This is a genomic window from Streptomyces nanshensis, assembly GCF_001751255.1.
GTDB classification, from domain to species: domain Bacteria; phylum Actinomycetota; class Actinomycetes; order Streptomycetales; family Streptomycetaceae; genus Streptomyces; species Streptomyces nanshensis_A.
Genome location: NZ_LJGW01000115.1, coordinates 311 through 21,944, shown reverse-complemented (window position 1 = coordinate 21,944; position 21,634 = coordinate 311). Strand labels below are relative to the sequence as shown.

At 71.7% G+C, this 21,634-nt stretch carries 20 protein-coding genes and 1 pseudogene; 16 read left to right on the top strand and 5 right to left on the bottom strand.

The window, feature by feature from the left end:
• Positions 1 to 164: 164 nt before the first annotated feature.
• Positions 165 to 689: a GNAT family N-acetyltransferase gene (locus AN218_RS06835; RefSeq protein WP_070015860.1), complete on the top strand. Its 525-nt coding sequence runs from the start codon at positions 165 to 167 to the stop codon at positions 687 to 689.
• A 56-nt stretch (positions 690 to 745) separates the two neighbouring features.
• The gene (locus tag AN218_RS06830) at positions 746 to 1,531 is read left to right on the top strand and encodes a class I SAM-dependent methyltransferase (protein WP_070015859.1); all 786 of its coding nucleotides are present in this window, start codon (positions 746 to 748) and stop codon (positions 1,529 to 1,531) included.
• 86 nt (positions 1,532 to 1,617) lie between these two features.
• Here the strand turns inward: AN218_RS06830 and AN218_RS06825 are convergent, their stop codons facing one another.
• Together AN218_RS06825 and AN218_RS06820 are read right to left on the bottom strand one after the other, a co-directional pair.
• The gene (locus AN218_RS06825) at positions 1,618 to 2,811 is read right to left on the bottom strand and encodes a GDSL-type esterase/lipase family protein (protein ID WP_070015858.1); all 1,194 of its coding nucleotides are present in this window, start codon (positions 2,809 to 2,811) and stop codon (positions 1,618 to 1,620) included.
• Positions 2,812 to 2,976: 165 nt separating this feature from the next.
• A complete protein-coding gene (locus tag AN218_RS06820) occupies positions 2,977 to 3,555 on the bottom strand; it encodes a TetR/AcrR family transcriptional regulator (RefSeq protein WP_070015857.1) in 579 nt (192 codons plus the stop codon).
• A gap of 264 nt (positions 3,556 to 3,819) precedes the next feature.
• Between AN218_RS06820 and AN218_RS06815 the strand changes: the two genes are divergently transcribed.
• Complete coding sequence (locus tag AN218_RS06815) at positions 3,820 to 4,167, top strand: VOC family protein (RefSeq protein WP_070015856.1); 348 nt, start codon at positions 3,820 to 3,822, stop codon at positions 4,165 to 4,167.
• A 60-nt stretch (positions 4,168 to 4,227) separates the two neighbouring features.
• On the opposite strand, the gene AN218_RS06810 is transcribed toward AN218_RS06815, so the two are convergent.
• Complete coding sequence (locus AN218_RS06810; RefSeq protein ID WP_070015855.1) at positions 4,228 to 5,229, bottom strand: Gfo/Idh/MocA family protein; 1,002 nt, start codon at positions 5,227 to 5,229, stop codon at positions 4,228 to 4,230.
• A gap of 211 nt (positions 5,230 to 5,440) precedes the next feature.
• On the opposite strand from AN218_RS06810, the gene AN218_RS06805 reads away from it, so the two are divergent.
• From AN218_RS06805 to AN218_RS06760, 10 genes are all read left to right on the top strand, one after another.
• On the top strand, positions 5,441 to 6,163 hold the full coding sequence (locus AN218_RS06805; protein WP_070015865.1) for a GntR family transcriptional regulator: 723 nt from the start codon (positions 5,441 to 5,443) through the stop codon (positions 6,161 to 6,163).
• Positions 6,164 to 6,356: 193 nt separating this feature from the next.
• Entirely contained in the window at positions 6,357 to 7,367 is a 1,011-nt protein-coding gene (locus AN218_RS06800) for a sugar ABC transporter substrate-binding protein (RefSeq protein ID WP_070015854.1), read from the top strand.
• 169 nt (positions 7,368 to 7,536) lie between these two features.
• Positions 7,537 to 8,535 carry a sugar ABC transporter substrate-binding protein gene (locus tag AN218_RS06795; protein WP_070015863.1) on the top strand — a complete coding sequence of 333 codons (999 nt, stop codon included), beginning with the start codon at positions 7,537 to 7,539 and terminating at the stop codon, positions 8,533 to 8,535.
• Positions 8,532 to 9,668, top strand: coding sequence for an ABC transporter permease (locus AN218_RS06790; RefSeq protein WP_079131895.1), 1,137 nt, complete (start codon positions 8,532 to 8,534; stop codon positions 9,666 to 9,668). Before AN218_RS06795 ends, AN218_RS06790 begins: the two co-directional genes overlap by 4 nt.
• Positions 9,665 to 10,570, top strand: a complete 906-nt coding sequence (locus AN218_RS06785; RefSeq protein WP_079131894.1) for an ATP-binding cassette domain-containing protein — start codon at positions 9,665 to 9,667, stop codon at positions 10,568 to 10,570. Before AN218_RS06790 ends, AN218_RS06785 begins: the two co-directional genes overlap by 4 nt.
• 219 nt (positions 10,571 to 10,789) lie before the next feature.
• Positions 10,790 to 11,950 (top strand): ROK family glucokinase, encoded by a 1,161-nt coding sequence (locus AN218_RS06780; protein WP_375537843.1) that lies wholly within the window; start codon positions 10,790 to 10,792, stop codon positions 11,948 to 11,950.
• Entirely contained in the window at positions 11,947 to 12,513 is a 567-nt protein-coding gene (locus AN218_RS06775; protein ID WP_070015852.1) for a hypothetical protein, read from the top strand. Before AN218_RS06780 ends, AN218_RS06775 begins: the two co-directional genes overlap by 4 nt.
• 81 nt (positions 12,514 to 12,594) lie before the next feature.
• Complete coding sequence (pcaDC, locus tag AN218_RS06770; RefSeq protein ID WP_070015851.1) at positions 12,595 to 13,842, top strand: bifunctional 3-oxoadipate enol-lactonase/4-carboxymuconolactone decarboxylase PcaDC; 1,248 nt, start codon at positions 12,595 to 12,597, stop codon at positions 13,840 to 13,842.
• 473 nt (positions 13,843 to 14,315) lie between these two features.
• Positions 14,316 to 14,954 carry an MBL fold metallo-hydrolase gene (locus AN218_RS06765; RefSeq protein WP_070015850.1) on the top strand — a complete coding sequence of 213 codons (639 nt, stop codon included), beginning with the start codon at positions 14,316 to 14,318 and terminating at the stop codon, positions 14,952 to 14,954.
• A 9-nt stretch (positions 14,955 to 14,963) separates the two neighbouring features.
• Positions 14,964 to 15,743 carry an exodeoxyribonuclease III gene (locus AN218_RS06760; RefSeq protein ID WP_070015849.1) on the top strand — a complete coding sequence of 260 codons (780 nt, stop codon included), beginning with the start codon at positions 14,964 to 14,966 and terminating at the stop codon, positions 15,741 to 15,743.
• A 127-nt stretch (positions 15,744 to 15,870) separates the two neighbouring features.
• Here the strand turns inward: AN218_RS06760 and AN218_RS06755 are convergent, their stop codons facing one another.
• Positions 15,871 to 17,688: an SGNH/GDSL hydrolase family protein gene (locus AN218_RS06755; RefSeq protein WP_070015848.1), complete on the bottom strand. Its 1,818-nt coding sequence runs from the start codon at positions 17,686 to 17,688 to the stop codon at positions 15,871 to 15,873.
• 197 nt (positions 17,689 to 17,885) lie between these two features.
• Between AN218_RS06755 and AN218_RS06750 the strand changes: the two genes are divergently transcribed.
• Positions 17,886 to 18,329, top strand: coding sequence for a DUF6278 family protein (locus AN218_RS06750; protein ID WP_070015861.1), 444 nt, complete (start codon positions 17,886 to 17,888; stop codon positions 18,327 to 18,329).
• Positions 18,330 to 18,374: 45 nt separating this feature from the next.
• Here the strand turns inward: AN218_RS06750 and AN218_RS06745 are convergent, their stop codons facing one another.
• Complete coding sequence (locus AN218_RS06745) at positions 18,375 to 19,181, bottom strand: hypothetical protein (RefSeq protein ID WP_070015847.1); 807 nt, start codon at positions 19,179 to 19,181, stop codon at positions 18,375 to 18,377.
• Between the two features lie 127 nt (positions 19,182 to 19,308).
• On the opposite strand from AN218_RS06745, the gene ggt reads away from it, so the two are divergent.
• Together ggt and AN218_RS36465 are read left to right on the top strand one after the other, a co-directional pair.
• Positions 19,309 to 21,135 (top strand): gamma-glutamyltransferase, encoded by a 1,827-nt coding sequence (gene ggt / locus AN218_RS06740; protein ID WP_070015846.1) that lies wholly within the window; start codon positions 19,309 to 19,311, stop codon positions 21,133 to 21,135.
• A gap of 102 nt (positions 21,136 to 21,237) precedes the next feature.
• A pseudogene (locus AN218_RS36465) lies at positions 21,238 to 21,634 on the top strand (hypothetical protein); the annotation flags it as partial.

Here is a 21,634-nt window from a genome sequence, read left to right as displayed (position 1 = left end):
CGGGCCCGCCGCGACGACGCGGCCCCGGGTGCTCCCGCGCCGCGGCGGCGCGTTCCCCGACTTCCGCTACGGGGAGGCCGCGTGGCGCGGGCGCCGCATGTTCCGCCTCACATGCCTCCGGAACCCCCACCTGACCGGCACATGAGGAATCTAGTCTGTGCGCAATGAGGATCAGCGAGTGCCGGGAAGAGGATGTGGCATTGCTCGACAAGCACATGCCCTCGCCCGGTGCTGCGTACGATCACGCCTCCCGCTTCGCCCGGCACCGCGAGGGTGCCAGCACCCTGCTGATCGCCTGGCGGGACGAACTGCCCGTCGGGAGCTGCGAAGTGGTGTGGACGGGCTGCCAGGCACCCGAGGTCCGCGCCGTGCACCCCGACTGCTCCGAGATCAACGGGCTCGGCCTGTGGCCCGAGACGCTCCGCTCCCAGTGCGTGGGCACCGCCCTCATCCAAGCCGCGGAGGAACTCGCCCTGAAGCGGGGGCTGGTGAAGCTCGGCGTGGGCGTGGAGAAGAACAACCCCCGTACGGCCGACCTCTACGAGCGGCTCGGCTTCCGCCCCTCCACCCCGTATCTGGACTGCGGTTCGTACGAGGACAGCGCGGGACGCACCCACCGCGTCGCCGACGCCTGTACGTTCATGGTGAAGACGCTGGCGCCGCCGCAAAAGGACGTGGCGCAGCCGTAGCGGCCGGGACGGCCAGGGCGGCACGACGGGGCACGGCGAGAGGGGAAGTCGCCCGCATGCAGGGACAGTTCGACGCCGCGCTCGACGCGTGGCGCGTATGGCAGGAGAGTCCGTGGGGGCGGCTGCGCTACACGGTCGCCGAGGCCAACCTGAGCCGACGGCTGGCGGCCCTGGGCCCGGGGCCGCTGCGGGTGCTGGACCTCGCGGGCGCCGACGGCGGCGACGCGGTACGGCTGCTGCGGCAGGGACACCGGGTGACGATCGTCGACTACTCGCCCGGCATGCTGGCCGCCGCGGCCGAGCGGGCCGCGCACGCGGGAGCGGGCGACAGGCTCACCACCGTCGAGGCCGACGTCTTCGCGCTGCCGGAGTCCGTCACCGCCGGCCGTTACGACGTCGTGCTGTGCCACAACCTCCTTCAGTACGTGGCGGATCCGGCGCCCGTGGTGCGCACCGCGGTCTCCCTCGTACGCGGCGGCGGCCTGCTCTCCCTCATGGCGATCAACCGGCACGCCAACCCCCTTGCGCTGGCGGTGCGTTCACTGGATCCGGCCGCCGCGCTCGACGCCCTCGGCAGCCGGGCCTCCCGTGCCGAGACCTTCGACACCGAGCTGACGCTGCACACCGCCGAGGAGATCACGGCGCTGCTCGCCGAGGCGGGGTGCGAGGACGTGGAGCACTGCGGCATCCGCTGCGTCAACGACCACATCACCGACGACGCGCGCAAGCACGACCCGGACTTCTTCGCGGCGCTGGAGGCGTTGGAGCTGGCGATGACGAACCGCCACCCCTATCCCCACACGGCGAAGATCTTCCACCTCCTCGCCGACGTCCCCGGCTGAGCGGGAAGTCGGCCCCTCCGTCCGGGCCTCCGCCCGTGAACCGCGCCTCGGAGATGGGCAGTTCGCGAACGCCCCGTCCCCGCACGTCACTTCGCGAACGCCCCGTCGCCGCCGAAGGCCAGTTCGGCGAAGCGCTCGCCCATACGGCGATGTGTCGCGGCGTCCGGATGGAGCCCGTCCGGCAGCGGCAGTTCGGCGGCGTCGGCCTCGCCGTACAGGGTCCGCCCGTCCAGGTAGTACAGGTTCGGGTCCTTCGGCGCGCGCTCGGCCACGATCCGGGCCAGCTCGTCCCGTATGACGTTCAACGTCAGCTTCCCCGCGGCCCGTTCGGCGGGATCGCCCGTCGCCCGGAAGCGGATCCGTCCCTCGGCGATGTCGGAGAAGTCCGGGGCGGCGGGCCCGGGAGTGTCCTCGTGCACGGGGCACAGGATCGACGAGACGACCAGCAGCGGCGCCGTCGGATGCCCCTCGCGGACGGTGTCGAGGAAGCCGTGCACCGCCGGAGCGAACGCACGCAGCCGCATCAGGTCCGCGTTGACGATGTTGATGCCGATCTTGACGCTGAGGAGGTCGGCCTCGGTGTCCCGCATGGCACGCGCCGTGAACGGATCGAGCAGGGCGCTCCCGCTCAGCCCCAGATTGATCAGCTCGACCCCGCCCAGCGACGCCGCGAGCGCGGGCCAGGTGCCGCTGGGCGCGGCGACGTCGGAACCGTGGCTGATCGAGCTGCCGTGGTGCAGCCAGACCCGGCGGCCCGGGTCGGACGCGGGCTCGACCGGGGCGTCCGTACGCAGGGCCAGCAGCTCGGTGGTCTCGTTGTGCGGCAGCCAGATCTCGACGTCCTTGTCGCCGCCGGGCAGACCGTCGAAGCGCAGGGTGCCGGGCGCACCCTGCGCCAACTCGGCCGTCCCCGCGGTCATGTCGACGGTGAGGGTGTTGCCGCCCTCCGCCGTGGCCCGGCCCGCCGCGCGTCCGTCGGCGAACAGCTCGTACACCCCGTCGGGGCGCGGCGGTGCGCCCACGTAGTGGCGCTTGGTGGGGACGGCGTCCAGCTCGACGGCGGTGGCGCGGCTGCGGAAGACCAGCCGTACGCCCGAGGGCTGCGACTCGGCCATCGCAAGCTGCGGGTCGGCGCACTGCGCGCGGGCCCGCGCGGGCAACCGGTGCGGCAGCACGCCGCGTTCGGTCTGCTCCACGTCGAGGGCGCCGCGCAGCAGCCGCGCGGTGACGGGGGTGGTGATCCAGTCGTTCTGGGTGTGCGTGGCGTTCTGGGTGTCCATGACCTCGACCTGTTGCTCGGAGGGTTCTCGTGGCAGGCACGGTGCGGCGGCGCGGCCGGCTCCGTGCTTCGTTCCGTCTCGTTCGGTGCGCGTGCGTGGGTACGCGCGTGGGCACGGCAGGGCGGGTCCGTCCCGGTACGCGCCGGGCGTTCGATCCCGCTGCGTTCAATCCCCCTGTGCCGCTGGCCAGTTGCGCAGCAGGGCGTCGAGGGCGTCCACCACCCGGGACCAGGTCTCCTGGGTGTCGGGGGCGCTGTGGTCGAAGCCGCCGCCCAGCTCCAGGCCGATGTAGCCGTGGAAGACGCTGCCCAGCAGCCGTACCGCGTGCGTCTGGTCGGGCTCCGTCAGGTCGTAGCCGCGCAGCACGGCCCGGGTCATCCGCGCGTGCCTGACGCCCGCGCTCGCGGCGGCCGTCTCCGGGTCCAGCCGTAGCTGGGCGGCGGCATAGCGGCCGGGGTGCTCGCGGGCGTAGTCGCGGTAGACGTCGGCGAGCGCGGCGAGGGCGTCCTTGCCCGCGCGCCCTTCGAGTGCGGCGGAGCCGCGGTCGGCCATCTCCTCCAGGGCGAGCAGGGCGATCCTCGTTCTGAGGTCCTGGGAGTTGCGGACATGGGAGTACAGGCTCGCGACCTTGACGTCGAAGCGCCTGGCCAGAGCCGAGACGGTCACCTGGGCGAAGCCCTCCTCGTCGGCCAGCTCCGCGCCCGCCCGCGTGAGGCGTTCCGCGGTGAGTCCCGCGCGTGCCATGTGCCCTCCCCTCCCGTACGTCCCGCGTACGTCCGTTCCTGCCGGCGACAGCTCCGACCGTAACCTAAAGGCTTTAGGAAAATCAAAGTCTCTTTTAGGGAGGAGGTCCACGGAGCCGGTCCCGGGCGGCGGACGGTCGCGGGCAGCGGCGGGACGCCGCACGGAGGGGCGGCGGAAATCGCGGGAGGCGACGGACGCGGCTGGCTAGGGTGAGCCGGGCTCGTCCGGCACCGGTGCGGGCAGACCGCGACCCAGGGGAGCGAGATGTCCGTCCGCCGCGTCGTACCCGACATCCAGACCGAGGCCATGGAGGAGAGCCGGGACTTCTACGGGCTGCTCGGTCTGGAGGAGGTCATGAACCTCGGCTGGGTCTCGACACTCGCCTCCCCGGACAACCCCACCGCTCAAGTCATCCTCATGACACAGGAGATGACCGCCCCGGTCACACCCGACATGAGCGTCGAGGTCGACGACGTGGACGCCGTGTACGAGGCGGTACGGGCGAGCGGCGCGCGGATCGTGCGGCCGCTGCAGGACGAGGAGTGGGGCGTGCGCCGCTTCTTCGCCGCCGACCCGAACGGCAAGGTCGTCAACGTGCTCAGCCACCGCTGAGCAGCCGGGGCGCCGCCCCTGCCCCGGCCGACCGGCGGACGGGGGCAACGCCCGGCCCGCTTACGGGAGTTCGCTCATCGCGACCGGACGCCCCTCCGCACGCGAGAGCTCGCACGCCTCGGCGACGCGCAGCGCCGCCAACGCCTCATATCCGTCACAGGGGTTGGGCGCCTCGCCGCGCACCACCCGCAGAAACGCCGAGAGTTCAGACTCGTACGCCGGGGCGAACCGCTCCAGGAAGCCCGGCCAGGGGTCCACGGGCGCCGCCGGGGCCGCGGCCGGTTCCACCGACGTCAGCGGCGTACGGGCGTCGAGGCCGACCGCGATCTGGTCCTTCTCGCCCGCGACCTCCATCCGTACGTCGTATCCGGCGCCGTTGACGCGGGTGGCCGTGGCCGTGCACAGCAGCCCGTCCTCCAGGGTGAGCAGCACGGCGGCGGTGTCGACGTCGCCCGCCTCACGGAACATCTCCGGACCCGCGTCCGAACCGGCCGCGTACACCGCGACCACCTCGCGCCCCGTCACCCAGCGCACCGCGTCGAAGTCGTGCACGAGACAGTCCCGGTAGAGGCCGCCGGAGAGCGGGAGATACGCGGCGGGCGGCGGCGCCGGATCGGACGTGGCCGCCCGTACGGTGTGCAGCCGCCCGAGAGACCCCGAGCGCACGGCCGCGCGCGCCGCCGCGTACCCCGCGTCGAAGCGGCGCATGAAGCCGATCTGGAGCAGGACCCCGGTCTCGTCGACGGTACGGAGGGCGGCCTTCGTTCCGGGCAGGTCCAGCGCGATCGGCTTCTCGCAGAAGACGGGCACGCCCTGCGCGGCTGCCGCCTGGATCAGTCCGGCGTGCGAGGAGGTCGCCGAGGCGATGACGACGGCGTCGAGATCGCGGGTGAGCAGTTCGTCGGGGGAGGGGGCGAGGGTCGCGCCGAGGTCCGTGGCCACGCGGCCGGCGAGCGCCGCGTCCACGTCGGTGACGAGCAGTTCGCTCACCTCGGGCTCGGCGGTGAGCGTACGGGCGTGGAAGGTGCCGATCCGGCCGGTGCCGATGAGTCCGATGCGCATGCGGAAACGGTCGCCCGCCGTCGCAAGAGCTGTCAATACTTTGTCAGGACAATTGAACGGGCGCGGGGCGGCCAGCGGGTGGCCACAAGGGGGAGCGACGAGGCCACGGTCCGCTTTGTCCGGACAACCGAACTTACGCCTTCCGGAGGAAGGCCCCGCCGACTACGCTCCCCCCGTGGCCAAGAATGATCCGGTGGATCTGGAGTTCAGCGTGGACCGCAGCAGCCCGGTCCCCCTGTACTTCCAGCTCGCCCAGCAGCTCGAGACCGCCATCGAACGCGGCAGGCTCTCCCCGGGCAGCCTGCTCGGCAACGAGATCGAGCTCGCGAGCCGCCTCGGCCTCTCCCGTCCCACGGTCCGTCAGGCCATTCAATCCCTCGTCGACAAGGGCCTGTTGGTGCGCCGCCGCGGCATCGGCACCCAGGTCGTGCACAGCCAGGTGCGCCGCCCGCTGGAGCTGAGCAGCCTCTACGACGATCTGGAGGCGGCAGGCCAGCGTCCCGCCACCCGGCTGCTGCGCTACGAGACGGAGGAGGCGACGGCCGAGGTCGCCGCCGCGCTGTCCGTGGCGGAGGGCGCTCAAGTGCGGCTCGTGGAGCGGCTGCGTCTGACGCACGGCGAGCCCATGGCCTTCCTCCGCAACCATCTGCCCGGCGATCTGCTGCGCGGCGAGAGCGGTGAGGAGCTGGAGTCCACGGGGCTCTACCGGCTGATGCGCGGCCTGGGTGTCACGCTGCACAGCGCGCGGCAGTCCGTGGGCGCGCGGTCGGCGACCGAGGACGAGGCGAAGCTGCTGGGGGAGGAGGCGAGGGCGCCGCTGCTGACGATGGAGCGCACGACGTTCGACGACACCGGCCGGCCCGTCGAGTACGCCTCGCATCTCTACCGGGCCTCCCGCTACGCCTTCGAGTTCCAGCTCCTCGTACGCTCCTGACCCCGGCCTCCGCGGGGTCCGCCGCGCGGCGCGAAGTCCCCTGCCCCGTACGGGAGATGCGAGCCGCGGCGGACTGTACGTCGCCGCGTACGGCGCGAGGCGCGGCGCCCCCGACTTTGTTCGGACAAACTCTCATGGAGAATGTTCGGACAAAGTATTGACGCTCGCTCCGGGCCCGGCTAGAACTCCGCTCATGGTCCTTCGGCGTAGAGCACGTAGAGCGACAACGGTGGCGGTGGCCCTCACGAGTGCGGCCCTGCTCGCCGCCGGGTGCAGCAGCTCCGGCGGCAAGAGCGGCGAGGAGAGCGCCGACGGCGCGGGCGGCGGCAAGGGCGTCGACACCCCGCGCATGACGATCGCGATGGTCTCCCACTCCGGGGAGGGCGACACCTTCTGGGACATCGTGCAGAGCGGAGCGAAGGACGCCGCCCGCAAGGACAACGTCCGCTTCGACTACTCGCACGACGACGAGGCGGGCCGGCAGGCGCAGCTCGTGCAGTCCGCCGTCGACAAGAAGGTCGACGGGCTGATCGTCACGCTCGCCAAGCCGGACGCGATGAAGGGCGCCGTGAAGAAGGCCGTGAAGGCCGGGATCCCGGTGATCACCATCAACTCCGGCGGCGAGCACTCCGCCGAGTTCGGCGCCCTCTCGCACATCGGCCAGGACGAGGCGATCGCGGGCGAGGCCGTCGGCGACGAACTCAACGAGCGCGGCCGCAAGAAGGCCCTGTGCGTCATCCACGAACAGGGCAACGTCTCGCTGGAGGAGCGCTGCGACGGCGCGAAGAAGACCTTCGACGGGGAGATGAGCACGCTCAACGTCGACGGTACGAACATGCCGGACGTGCAGTCCTCCGTGGAGGCCAAGCTTCAGTCGGACGACGAGATCGACACCGTCCTCACCCTCGGCGCCCCCTTCGCGGCGACGTCCGCCAAGGCCAAGGAGAAGGCCGGCAGCAAGGCGGAGATCGACACCTTCGACCTCAACGCCCAGGTCGTGAAGGGCCTGAAGGACAAGAGCTTCGGCTTCGCCGTGGACCAGCAGCCCTACCTCCAGGGCTACGAGGCCGTCGACGCGCTGTGGCTGCACTCCTACAACGCCAACGAACTGGGCGGCGGCAAGCCCGTACTGACCGGACCGCAGATCGTCACGGACAAGGACGTGCCCCGGCTGGAGAAGTACACCAAGCGCGGAACCCGGTGAGCGGACCCTGCAAGCCGGTCCCCGATACTGGCGCGGACGTCCGCGCCGGTACCGGTGACCGGGGCGGGCGCCGGGACGAACACACGCACCCGTACCGAGAGGTCAGCAGCAGGTGTCCAGGCTGGAAAGGCTCCGTGCCCACGGGAGCCGTACGCGGCGCGCGATCCGCATCCGACGCATCCGCGCCGCGGCGGCGGCCCTCCTCCTCGTGGTGTCCGCCGCACTCGCGGGGTGCAGCAGCACCGGCGGCAAACGAGCCGAGGAGGCGCGCGACGCGGCGGTCTCGGGGAAGGCCGCCGTCGGCACGCCCCGCTGGAAGATCGCCATGGTGAGCCACTCCGGGGAGGGCGACACCTTCTGGGACATCGTCCAGAGCGGAGCGAAGCAGGCCGCCGTGAAGGACAACATCGACTTCCACTACTCCCACGACAAGGAAGCCGGCCGGCAGGCGCAGCTCGTCAAGGCGGCCGTCGACAGCGACGTCGACGGGCTGATCGTCTCCCTCGCCAAGCCGGACGCGATGAAGGGCGCCCTGGCCAAGGCACGCAAGGCCGGCATCCCCGTCGTCACCATCAACTCCGGCCAGGAGAAGTCGAAGGAGTACGGCGCGCTCGCGCACATCGGCCAGGACGAGGAGATCGCGGGCGAGGCCGTCGGACGCGAACTCAACGAGCGCGGCCGCAAGAAGGCCCTCTGCCTGCTGCACGAGCAGGGCAACGTGGGTCACGAGGAGCGCTGCCGCGGCGTACGGAAGACCTTCGACGGCGAGGTGCGCAATCTGCACGCCGACGGTACGAACATGCCGGGCGTCGAATCGTCCCTGGAGGCCGAACTCCAGTCGGACCGCGACATCGACACGATCGTCACGCTCGGCGCCCCCTTCGCCCCGACCGCCGTCAAGGCCGCCGAGGGCGCGGGCAGCAGGGCGGAGACCGTCACCTTCGACCTCAACGACCAGACGGCGCGCGGTCTGAAGGACGGCTCGATCGGCTTCGCCGTGGACCAGCAGCCCTACCTCCAGGGGTACGAGGCGGTCGACCTGCTGTGGCTGGAGCGCTACAACGCCAACATGCTGGGCGGCGGCGAGCCCGTGCTGACCGGCCCGCAGATCCTCACGAAGAAGGACGCATCCACCGTGCAGAAGTACACGAAGCGGGGAACGCGATGACCGCTGCATCGACACCCACACCACCCGGCGCCGACGAGGCCCGCGAGGACGGCCCGCCCGCCGGCACCGACGCCGCGCGGCACGACGGCACCGAAACCGGCACGGCGACCGTACGCAGCGACGAGCGGCTCGTGCACCGGTCGCTGTTCCAGCGGCTGCTGGGACGGCCCGAACTCGGCGCCGTCGTCGGCGCGATCGCCGTCTTTGTCGTCTTCTCGGTGGTCGCCGACAGCTTCCTGCGCGCCTCCAGCCTCTCCACGGTGCTCTACGCCTCCTCCACGCTCGGGATCATGGCGGTGCCGGTGGCGCTGCTGATGATCGGCGGGGAGTTCGACCTCTCGACGGGCGTGATGGTCACCACCTCGTCGCTGGTCTCCTCGATGTTCAGCTACCAGATGACCGCCAACGTGTGGGTCGGCGTGGGCGTCTCGCTGCTCGTCACGCTGGGCATCGGGCTCTTCAACGGCTACATGCTCGTCCGTACGAAGCTGCCGAGCTTCATCATCACGCTCGGCACGTTCCTGATGCTGACGGGCCTCAACCTCGGCCTGACGAAGGCCATCAGCGGCACCGTCTCCACCAAGACCATCTCCGACATGGAGGGCTTCGCCTCGGCCAGGGCGCTGTTCGCCTCCGAGCTGACGCTCGGCCCCGCCGACATCCAGATCACCGTGGTGTGGTGGCTGGGGCTGGTGGCGCTCGCGACATGGCTGCTGCTGCGGACGAAGGCCGGGAACTGGATCTTCGCGGTCGGCGGCGGACAGGAGACGGCGCGCGCCGTCGGCGTCCCCGTCGCCCGTACCAAGATCGGGCTGTATCTCGGGGTGGCGCTGGGCGCGTGGATATCGGGGCAGCATCTGCTCTTCAACTACGACGTCGTGCAGTCCGGCGAGGGCGTCGGCAACGAACTGATCTACATCGCCGCGGCCGTCATCGGCGGCTGCCTGCTCACCGGCGGTTACGGCTCGGCGGTCGGCGCCGCGGTGGGCGCGTTCATCTTCGGCATGACGAGCAAGGGCATCGTGTACGCGCAGTGGGAGCCGGACTGGTTCAAGTTCTTCCTCGGCGCGATGCTGCTGGTCGCCGTCCTGCTGAACGCATATATACGCAAGCGGGCGGAGGCGAAGCGATGAGCGCGGAGAAGGCAGCCGGGACGGAACAGGCGGGCACGGCGCACGAGCCGCAGCGGGCGGCGGACACCGGCGCCGGGACCGCCGCCGAGAAGACCGCGGACGCGCAGGGCACGCCGCTCGTCGAGCTGCGCGACGTGAGCAAGTTCTACGGCAACATCCGCGCCCTGGAAGGAGTCTCCCTCCAGGTGCACGCGGGCGAGATCAGTTGCGTGCTCGGCGACAACGGCGCCGGCAAGTCCACGCTCATCAAGATCGTCGCCGGGCTCCACCAGCACGACGCGGGCAGCTTCCGCGTGAACGGCGAGGAGACCCGGCTCTCCTCGCCCCGCGACGCCCTGGACCGCGGCATCGCCACCGTCTACCAGGACCTCGCCGTCGTCCCGCTGATGCCGGTCTGGCGCAACTTCTTCCTCGGTTCCGAACCGACCAGGGGGCGCGGCCCGTTCGCCCGTCTCGACGTCGAGCAGATGCGCCGTACGACGCACAGCGAACTGCTGCGCATGGGCATCGACCTGCGCGACGTCGACCAGCCCATCGGCACCCTCTCCGGCGGCGAGCGGCAGTGCGTGGCGATCGCCCGCGCCGTCTACTTCGGCGCGAAGGTCCTGGTGCTGGACGAGCCGACCGCGGCGCTCGGCGTCAAGCAGTCCGGGGTGGTGCTGAAGTACGTGGCCGCCGCGCGGGACGCCGGACTCGGCGTCGTACTCATCACGCACAACCCGCACCACGCGTATCTGGTCGGCGACCGCTTCGTCCTGCTCAAGCGGGGCGCGATGGCCGGCAGCCACCGCAAGGAGGAGCTGGCGCTGGAGGAGCTGACGCGGCAGATGTCCGGCGGCAGCGAGCTGGAGCAGCTCAGCCACGAGCTGGAGCGCGCGCCGGTGCCCGAGCATCTGCGCTGAGTGAGGGCGCGGGGGCGCGGGCGCGCGGCGCGGCGCGAGGTGCGCCGCAGCCGCCCCCGTCGCCCCTGGTCAGGGACGTGTGGCGCCGCCCCCTTCCGCGGTAAGGCAGAATCGGCGAGTGGGCCCGTACACGGTCCGGGCGTCCGGCCGGTCCCGACCGGCCGACCCGAGCGACCCGTGGTCCTCAGCCAGCAGCCGCGTACAGAGGAAGGCCGCGCAGTGAGCATGTACCGAGAGCGCGCGGACCGGGACCGTCTCTACCGCCGCCCCGCGCCGAGCGCCAGCGTCCTGCGGACCGTCAGCACCCGGGAGCGGCGCTCGCACCTCTCCGCGCCCCGTGTCCCCACCGTCGGCATCGACATCGGCGGTACGAAGGTGATGGCGGGCGTCGTCGACGCCGACGGCCAGATCCTGGAGCAGGTACGCGCGGAGACCCCCGAGAAGTCCAAGAGCCCGAAGGTCGTCGAGGACACCATCGCCGAGCTGGTGCTCGACCTCTCCGACCGGCACGACGTGCACGCCGTGGGCATCGGCGCGGCCGGCTGGGTCGACGCCGACCGCTCCCGCGTGCTGTTCGCACCGCATCTCGCCTGGCGTGACGAGCCCCTCAAGGACGCCCTGACCGCACGTCTCGCCGTCCCCGTCATGGTCGACAACGACGCCAACACCGCCGCCTGGGGCGAGTGGCGTTTCGGCGCCGGACGCGGCGAGGACCACCTCGTGATGATCACGCTGGGCACCGGCATCGGCGGCGCCATCCTGGAGGACGGCCAGGTCAAGCGCGGAAAGTACGGCGTGGCAGGCGAGTTCGGCCATATGCAGGTCGTGCCCGGCGGCCACCGCTGCCCCTGCGGAAACCGCGGCTGCTGGGAGCAGTACAGCTCGGGCAACGCGCTGGTGCGCGAGGCACGCGAACTCGCCCTCGCCGAGTCGCCCGTCGCGTACGGCATCAGCGAACGCGTCGGCGGCCAGGTCTCGGAGATCACCGGCCCCCTCATCACCGAACTGGCCCGCGGCGGCGACGCGATGTGCACCGAGCTGCTCCAGGACATCGGGCACTGGCTGGGCGTGGGCATCGCCAACCTGGCCGCCGCCCTCGACCCCGGCGGCTTCGTGATCGGCGGCGGGGTCAGCGCCGCCGACGAACTCCTCATCGACCCGGCGCGCGACGCCTTCAGACGCCATCTGACCGGACGCGGATACCGCCCGGAGGCCACCATCGCCAAGGCCCAACTCGGCCCCGAGGCGGGCATGGTGGGCGCCGCCGACCTGGCCCGGCTCGTCGCCCGGCGCTTCCGCCGCGCCAACCGGCGCCGCCTGGAGCGCTACGAGCGCTACGAGCGGGCGGCGGACAACCTGCGCAGGGCGGTGGGCCAGTGACGGCCACCGCGCCCCGCCAGGACGTACGCCCTCCGCTGCGTCCGCCGCACCGGCCCCGGCACCGGCTGCTGACGCTGCTGATCGTCGTGCTGCTGATCGCGGTCCCCGGCGGCTACCTCGTACGGTCCGCCTTCCAGAGCCGGGACAGCGGCGAGGACAAGGAGCGCAAGGCCGCGGCCACCAACCTCACCTACGGCTGGCCCAGCAAGGTCCAGCGCACCGTGTACGACGTGCCGCTGCCGTCCAAGTCCAGCCACTACGCCTTCTACGAGGCCAACTCCTGGCAGACCAGCTCGCTTTACGTGCAGTTCCGCCTCCCGGAGAAGCGGCTCGACGACTTCCTCGACGACGTCGGCACGAGCGAGTCCGCGCTGCGCGACGGCAAGGTCACCATCAGCGGCAAGCATGCGCAGAAGGTCGGCTGGGACTTGGGCAAGGAGGGCCACGAGTACGCGGGCACCGTCTTCCGCCAGAAGAAGAACCAGCCGGACGTGGCCATCACCGTGGACCGCAGTTACAAGGGCATGCCGCGTGTATATGTCGTGTCCACCGTGAAGTTCTGATGTACACAGCCGCGCCCCCGAAGCCGCACCCCTCGCGGCCCTGGGTAGCGTGGCGGCGTGAGCGAGAAGCAGAGTGACCGGATGTTGCAGCACCGCCTGGACGGCCCCGACGACGCACCCGTGCTCGTGCTCGGTCCGGCCCTGGGCACGACCTGGCACATGTGGGACCGGCAGATACCCGAACTGACCCGCAACTGGCGCGTCCTCCGCTTCGATCTGCCCGGCCACGGCGGAGCGCCCGCGTACCCCGCCGACTCCACCACCGCCCTCGCCGAACGCGTCCTGGCCACGCTCGACTCCCTCGGCATCCACCGCTTCGGCTACGCCGGGTGCTCGATAGGCGGCGCCGTCGGCATCCAGCTCGGCATGATCGCCCGCGAACGCCTCTCCTCGCTCGCCCTCGTCTCCGCCTCGCCCCGCTTCGGCACCGCCGACGCCTGGCGGCAGCGCGGCGTCGTCGTCCGTACGAACGGCCTCGACCCCATCGCCCGCTCCACCCCCGAACGCTGGTTCACCGACGGCTTCATCGAGGCCCAGCCGGCCATCGTCGAGTGGGCCGTGCAGATGGTGCGTACGACCGACCCCGGCTGCTACATCGCGGCCTGCGAGGCGCTCGCCTCCTTCGACGTACGCGGCGACCTCGGCGGCATCGGAGTTCCCGCGCTGGTGGTCGCCGGCGCCGAGGACGAGGCGACGCCGCCCGCCGAGGCCCGCGCCCTCGTCGCCGGGATCCCGGACGCGAGGCTCGCCATCGTCCCCGGGGCGTCGCATCTGACGCCCGTCGAACAGCCCGGCGCCGTCACGGAGTTGATCATCCGGCACTTCACCACGAGCTGGCAGGAATCGCCCGCGGGCCCGCCCGCACCCGCCCCCGTGATCGCCCCGGCGGCGCTGCGGGCACCGGGCGCCATCGCCGAACTGGAGTCCGCGGAGGCCGCCGCCGGACGCGGCGACACCTACGACGCGGGCATGAAGGTCCGCCGCGAAGTCCTCGGCGACGCGCACGTGGACCGCGCGCAGGAGGCGGCGGACGACTTCACCCAGGACTTCCAGGACTTCGTCACCCGCTACGCGTGGGGCGAGGTGTGGACGAGACCGGGTATCGACCGCCGCACGCGCAGCGTCATCACGCTCACGGCTCTCGTCTCGCGCGGCCACTTCGACGAGTTGCGCTTCCATCTGCGCGCGGCCCTGCGCAACGGCCTCACCCCGCAGGAGATCAAGGAGATCCTCCTCCAGACCGGCGTCTACGCGGGTGTCCCGGCGGCGAACTCGGCGTTCGCGGTGGCTCAGGAGGTCATCCGCGAGGAGACGACACCGGAGGACTAGCGGTCGCGTACGGAGCGCGAGCCGCGCCCCGAAGACTCGCGTCGGTGGGCGTCAACTGCCGCTCGGGCGGCGGGGGTACGTTACGTCGGCAGGAGGGCAGACAGGTGCCGGGTGCCGCCGCACCCGCCTGGTGGGGCCTACATCCCGTTCCGGCGATACGTGGCCTGCGTCCCGCCCGCAGCCCGCCGCCGCAGGAGGCGGCTGAAGCACGCGCGTACGCCAACTGCCCGTTCCCGATGGCGTTTCGGAGGCGGGGCCGCCCGTGGAGCGCCCGTACGTCACCCGGCAGTCCCGTGCTCAACTGCCCCGCCCCGGAAGCCTGCTGGGCCCGGAGGGCCCGTATGCGACGGTGTGCGGCGCGACGCACGGGCGCGGCTTCAGGCGGCGCACAGCCGGTGCGCCGCCCCGAGGCGCCAGGCTCCCCCGCGGCGTCGGCGGTCCTGCGCCGTCAGGCGCAAGGGCACAATGGGCCCATGAAGCTGATCAAGAAAGGGCACGCCTGCGTACGGATCGAGCGGGACGGGCGGACGCTCGTCATCGACCCCGGAGGGTTCAGCGAGGAGGACGCCGCCGTCGGGGCCGACGCGATCCTCGTCACGCACGAGCATCCGGACCACTTCGACGAGGCCAGGCTCCGCGCCGCCATGGAGGCGAACCCGGCCGCCCACATCAGTGCGCCGCGCAGTGTCACGGAGAAGATCTCGACGACCTTCCCCGGCCGGGTGCACACCGTCGGCGAGGGCGACACCTTCGACGCCGCCGGGTTCGAGATCGAGGTCCACGGCAGCCTGCACGCCGTCATCCACCCCGACATCCCGCGGATCGCCAACTCCGGCTATGTCGTGGACGGTTCGCTCTTCCACCCCGGCGACGCGCTGACCGTGCCCGGCCGCTCCGTCGACACGTTGCTGCTGCCGGTGCACGCGCCCTGGAGCAAGGTCTCCGAAATCATCGACTACGTACGGGAGGTGGCGCCGCGCCGCGCCTTCGACGTGCACGACGGGCTGCTCGCCGACCGTGCACGGCCCGTCTACGACCGGATGATCGGCGACCTGGGAGGCGTCGAGCACGGGCGACTGGCCCCCGGCGAGAGTGTCGGTGTCGCGCGGTAGATTCGCGGCATGCGTATCGCGACCTGGAACGTCAATTCCATCGGTGCCCGACTGCCCCGGCTGCTGGCGTGGCTGGAGTCCGCCGGGCCCGATGTGGTCTGCCTCCAGGAGCTGAAGTGCTCCGCCGAGGCCTTCCCCTCCGCCGAGATCCAGGCGCTGGGCTATGAGTCGCTGGTCAACGGCGACGGCCGGTGGAACGGGGTCGCGGTCCTCTCCCGCGTCGGCCTCGAGGACCCGGTGACCGGTCTGCCGGAGGGCCCCGCGTACGACGGCGGCCAGGAGTCCCGCGCCGCCGCCGCGACGTGCGGCGGAGTGCGCGTGTGGTCGGTGTACGTGCCGAACGGCCGTGAGGTCGGGCACCCGCACTACGACTACAAGCTCCAGTGGCTGGAGGCGCTGCGCCGCACCGCCGAGCGCGAGGCCCCGGGCGAGGCGCCCTTCGCGATACTGGGCGACTACAACATCGCCCCGACCGACGAGGACGTCTACGACCGCAGCGTCTTCGAGGGCTCCACGCATGTCACCGGGCCCGAGCGCGACGCGCTGAAGTCCCTGCGGGAGACGGGCCTGACGGATGTGATGCCGCGCCCCCTCAAGTACGACCACCCGTACACGTACTGGGACTACCGGCAGCTCTGCTTCCCGAAGAACAGGGGCATGCGCATCGACCTCGTCTACGGCAACGCCCCCTTCTCGGCGGCCGTCAAGGATGCCTACGTCGACCGCGAGGAGCGCAAGGGCAAGGGCGCCTCCGACCACGCGCCGGTCGTCGTCGACATCGAGGTGTGAGCCGAGGGGCGTTGAGCGGGCGAGGGTGAACTGCGGGGCGTGAGCCGGGAGATGGGAGCCGAGGGGAGGCGCCCGGCGCCGTGAGCACGCCGGACGCCTCCCGTGACGGATCCCGTGACGGCTCGGGTCAGGCCCCCGGCAGCAGCTTCCGCAGTTCGACCGAGTTCGCCATCGCCTGATAGCCGGCGTCACCGGGGTGCAGATGGTCCCCGCTGTCGTACGAGGGCAGCATCCGCTGGGGCCGTGCCGGATCCCGTACGACCGCGTCGAAGTCGAGCACCGCGTCGAAGGTGCCTCCGTTGTCCCGGATGAAGGCGTTGACGGCGCTGCGCTTGGCGTCCACCTCCGGGAAGCAGTCCTGATAGCCCTCACAGGGCGTCAGCGTGGCCCCGACGACGCGCAGTCCGCGTTCGTGCGCCCGCCGGGCGACCTCCTTCAGACCCGCGACGACCTCGTCGGCGCTCGCGCCCCACCGCACGTCGTTGATGCCCTCGAAGACGACGACGGTGTGCGCGTTCGTCTGTCCCAGCACGTCCCGCTCCAGCCGGTTCAGCGCGCTGACGCCGCCCGTGTCGTCGCTGACGCCGTCACCGGGATAGCGGTCGGAGACCACGCGGTTCGCGGAGATGCCCTGGTTGAGCACCCCGTAGTGCGGGACGTCCTGCTGGGCGCGCAGCCGCTGCGCGAGGAGGTCCGGCCAGCGCCGGTTGGTGCCGGGCGTCGAGCGGACCCCGTCGGTGATGGAGTCGCCGAAGGCGACGACGGACCCCGGTCCGCCCCGTACGTCGACGCCCGTCAGGAACGGCCATACGTCCAACGTCCCGGTGAACGCTGCGCCTTCGGCGTCTCCCGTACGGTCGCCGCTGCCGCCCGCGCTGACGAAGCTCTGCTGCCGTGCCTCGCTGTGCACCGGAGCGGCCGGCACCGCGCCCGGCAGATGGATGCTCACCAGCAGATTGCTCTCGGCCGGCACCTGGAAGCCGACGGGGTCGCTCACCGCGTGGGCGCCCGCCGGGAGCACGGTGCCGTCGCGCCCGCCGAACCGCAGCGGCACGGGCCGTCCTCTGCCGGTCGCGCCCTCGCGCTGTACGACGACGGAGGCGTGCCCGATCTCCAGGGGCGTCGAGGCGAAGGTGTTCGCCAGCTTGATCCTGGTGCGCGAGCCGCCCGCCGAGGTGTGCACGACGAGCCGCAGCGTCTGGTTCTGCCACGGGCCGACGGAGGTGTAGCCGGCGGTGCTCGTCGTCCACGTCCCCGTCCAGGACGACTCCGTGCGCCGTACCGCCGCGGCGAAGACGTGCAGATCGCTCGCCGGGCCCGCGTCACGCGGCAGCGTCAACGACCGGATGCGGCGCCCCTCGTGGACGGGCACGGTCACCGCGTACAGCTTCGCCTTCTCGGCGAGCGGCGTGCCCGAGCGGGTGTTGACCTTCGGCAGCGCGACGGCCTTGGTCGCCAGCGAGCCGCTGCGCCAGTCGGGAGCGGTCAGCGTGTACGGGGAGCTGGAGCCGTCCCAGTAGTGGACGGTGCCGGTGCCGGTGACGCCGTTGCCCGGCCCGCCGACGGCGGAGGTGCCCGCGACCAGCAGCGAGACGGCGTTGCCCGTGCCGTCCACCCGTACCTGCTGTCCGTCGGCGCGTACGTTGTCCGGCTCCCCGGGTCGCGTGTGCGGCCAGCGCAGGGAGACGGAGTCGAGTCCGAGAAGCCGGCCGGGGTCCCAGCCGGCGGTGTGGAGATCCTGTGCGGACAGGGAGTTGCCGGCTCCGTCGAAGTCGGCGTCTCCCGGATGTGCGTCGTCGCTCACGGCCCGGTTGTCGAAGAGCCGCTCCAAAGGGAGCGGCTCCGTGTGCTTCGTAGTCGTGCGGTCCTGTGCGACCGCGACCGCGGGAGTACCCGCGAGGGTCAGCAGGATCAGGAGGGGAACATTCCACAGACGTCCGCGCACGCCGACTGTCCTCTCTCGTCGTCCGGCAGCAACACCCTTTCCGCGCACCCCGATTCGACCGAGGCCCGGTGAAGGTAGAGAGACGGCAAAGCGGCGTCAAGGTGTCCAGTCAGGACACTGGCCGTTTTTTCCGACCCGTGCTCGAAGCACAGCGTGCCTGTGGTGCTCGCCCATGGGTGGATGACACCCTGATCCGTATGAACATCCCCTTCCTGGACAACTGGCGTAAGAGGAACGAGGAGGCGCCGGGCGCCTCGCTCGTGGACGCGGTGTCCAGCGACCCCGAGGGAGCCGCTCAGCTTCTCTCGGAGTGCGAACTGCTCAGGGATCAGGCACAGGACGCCGGAGTCGAACTCGACGACTCCGCCGACTCGTTGTCCGCTCTCGACCAGCTTCTGCCGCGCTGGCGCGAGGACCCGGAGATCACCCCCTGGCTCGGCAGCGACGCGGGCCTGTACCTGGGCACGGTCCTCGTCCGTACGGTGCCCGGCGCCCGGTGGCGGCTGCGGCCCGAGGACGACCAGCCGGTGGTGCGGCTGGGTTCGGGCAGGGAACTGGACGTCCTGGAGGAAGGGGCGTCCTGGGCGGAGACGGGGACGCCGGAGCTGTCGCAGCTCTACGCGGAGTTCTCCGAGGGGTGAGGCCGCCGGGCCTGGTCGCACAGGCGCCGCGGGGGCGTGCCGGGGTCAGCTCGTCGCACGGTGGCTGCCGCGCCGTCCTCCCGTCTCGGACGAGGAGGCGGAAGCGGAAGCGGAAGTGGAAGCGGACGGGGGCGGCGGCGCGGTCGCGGCGCGGGTGACGTCGGAGACCAGCTCGACGACGTCCGGGCCGTACGCCTGGGAGTTGACGACCTTCAGCAGCAGGCAGAAGTCGCCGCTCGCCCCGTACTTGCGCAGCAGCCGGGTGTGATGCCGCGCCAGATAGCGCGCCGCGGCCTGGTTCGTGACGGCGCTCTGGCCGCAGCAGAGGAACACCGGCCGCACCTCTTCGCGCTGACCGGCCGTGAGACGTGCCAGCAGGACGTGTTCGCTGACGCCCTTCTCCATCAGATGCCGCTCGCCGCCGATGGTGAAGGCGGCACGGTCCGGGCCGGGGGAGGCGTCGGTGTTCACGGCGACGCCCGGCAGCAGCGACTGAAGATGCGCGGCGGTGCGGCGGTTGGATACGGGGCCGCCGATGCAGAACTCGGTGCGTTCGCCGAAGCCCTGCTGCGTCATGTCGTGGGGTATGACGTCCGCGTTCGCGCCGCAGTCCTTGATCAGCGCGGACAGCTCCAGCAGCGCGAACACGTCGTTGCGGGCGACGGCCCACTCGGTCGTGGCCGCGTCGCGGCCCACCACGAGCAGGCACTCGGAGTGGTGCGGCAGCCCGAAGAAGCCCTGTTTGCGCCGGAGTCGGCGCTGCCACAGATAGGTACGGGCGAACCAGCCCAGAGCCGCCGTGACGCCCGCGGCCAGTACGCCGAGCACGATCTCCCGGAGGTTGTCCGTCATGGGGCGGCAGCGTACATCCGCAGGCGAAGGGGGCGTACGGGAGTCTGCGGGATCGACGCGGCACCGATGCTGACGTGCATGCGGCGGCGGGCTAGTCTTCGCTGATCCATCACGTCAGGAGGTATCCATGCGGCGCATGACCGACCGCCGTTCCGCCAGACTGCTCGCCGTGATCACCGCGACCGCGGCGATCGCGGCGGTGGGTGCCGCAGCAGCACCAGCGCTCACCGGAAGCAGCCAGGACGCGCGGCACACACCTGAGAAGCAGCCCGTCGCCGTGGGCCACGGCGGTGCCGTGGCCAGCGTGGACGCCGACGCGTCGGCCGCCGGCATCGAGGTGCTCAAGCGGGGCGGCAACGCCGTCGACGCGGCCGTGGCCACCGCCGCCGCGCTCGGCGTCACCGAGCCCTACTCGGCCGGCCTCGGCGGAGGCGGCTACCTCGTCTCCTACGACGCCGCCAGCGGCAAGATCCGTACGCTCGACGGCCGGGAGACCGCGCCGAAGAGCGCCGACGAGAAGCTCTTCCAGGAGGACGGCAAAGCCCTGCCGTTCGACGAGGTCGTCACCAGCGGGCTGAGCGTCGGCACCCCCGGCACGCCCGCCACCTGGGAGCAGGCCCTCGACAAGTGGGGCACCAAGCCGCTGGGCAAGGTGCTGGCCCCGGCCGAGAAGCTGGCCCGCGACGGCTTCACCGTCGACAAGACCTTCCGCGAGCAGACGGCCGACAACGAGGAGCGTTTCCGCAAGTTCCCCGACACCGTCAAGCTGTTCATGCCGGGCGGCAAGCTCCCCAAGACCGGCAGCACGCTGCGCAACCCGGACCTGGCGCGTACGTACCACACCCTCGCCCGCAAGGGCACCGGCCCGCTCTACAAGGGTGCGATAGCGGACGACATCGTCGACACCGTGCGCAAGCCGAAGGTGGGCTCCGGCGCGGGCAAGGTGCGCACCGGCGATCTGACGGCGGCGGACCTCAAGGCGTACAAGGCGGCCAAGCAGGCGCCCTCGCACACCCGTTACCGCGGTCTCGACGTCTTCGGGATGGCGCCCTCCTCCTCGGGCGGCACGACCGTCGGCGAGGCGCTGAACATCCTGGAGCGCAGCGACCTGAGCAAGCTCAGCAAGAAGAAGCTGCTGCACCGCTACATCGAGGCCAGCCGTGTCGCGTTCGCCGACCGCGGGCGCTGGGTCGGCGACCCCGCGGCGGAGGACGTCCCGACCAAGGATCTGCTCTCGCAGCGCTTCGCGGACTCGCGCGCATGCCTCATCAAGGACGACAAGGTCCTCAAGAGCCCGGTGGAGCCCGGCGATCCGCGCGATCCGTCGGACTGCAAGTCCGGTGACAAGGCCGCGCCCACGACGTACGAGGGCCAGAGCACCACGCATCTGACGGCGGCGGACAAGTGGGGCAACATCGTCTCCTACACGCTGACGATCGAGCAGACCGGCGGCAGCGGCATGACCGTGCCCGGCCGCGGCTTCCTGCTCAACAACGAGCTGACGGACTTCTCCTTCGAGCCCGCCGACCCGGACGTCCACGACCCCAACCTGCCCGGCCCGGGCAAGCGTCCGCGTTCGTCGATGTCGCCGACGATCGTGCTGAAGGACGGCAAGCCCTCCTTCGCGCTGGGCTCGCCCGGCGGCGCCACGATCATCACGACCGTGCTGCAGAGCATGATCAACCACGTGGACCGTGGCATGCCGCTGGACGAGGCGATCAACGCGCCGCGCGCCAGCCAGCGCAACGCGGAGAAGACCGAGGTCGAGCCGAAGCTGTGGAAGAGCCCGCTGCGGCCCCAACTGGAGGACATGGGCCACTCGTTCACCAAGATCGACGAGATCGGCGCGGCGACGGGCGTGCAGCCGCTGGGTGACGGACGGTGGCGTGCCGTCGCCGAGAAGGAGCGCCGCGGCGGCGGTTCGGCGATGGTGGTGCACCCCTCGAAGCACTGACGCATCGCGGGAGCGGTCCGGAGGGTCGCCGGGGCGGCGCGAAAACTGCTCGTAGCCTCGCGGGGACGTCCGCTGTAACACGGCGGGTGTCCAATGCGGGGCATGGCAGACGCGCCCGCTCCGGCGACCGCTCCACGGCCGCACGGCCCCGTGAGCGCCTACGCCGGTGAACTGGCGGCGCTGGTGGGGCAATTGGACCCGGGCGCGGGCTGGTTCGCCGTCTTCACGGCGCACGACCCGGAGGGGCTGCGGGAGTGCCTGGAGGGCCGCGAGGTCCCGCCGTGGGACGTCGTCGCCTCGCTCCTGGAGGACCTGGAACGGCGGCGCGGCGCCGGTGCGGCGCGGCAGGCCGCCGAACGGCTGCGGCCGTTGCACGGCGCCGCGGTGGCCGCGCACGACGCCGGCACCGGCGGTGTGCCGGTGCTGCGGGAGCGACTGGCCGCGCTGGCGGGGGAGTTGGAAAGCGCGCGGGCGCGGGTGCGCGAACTGGAGGCGTACG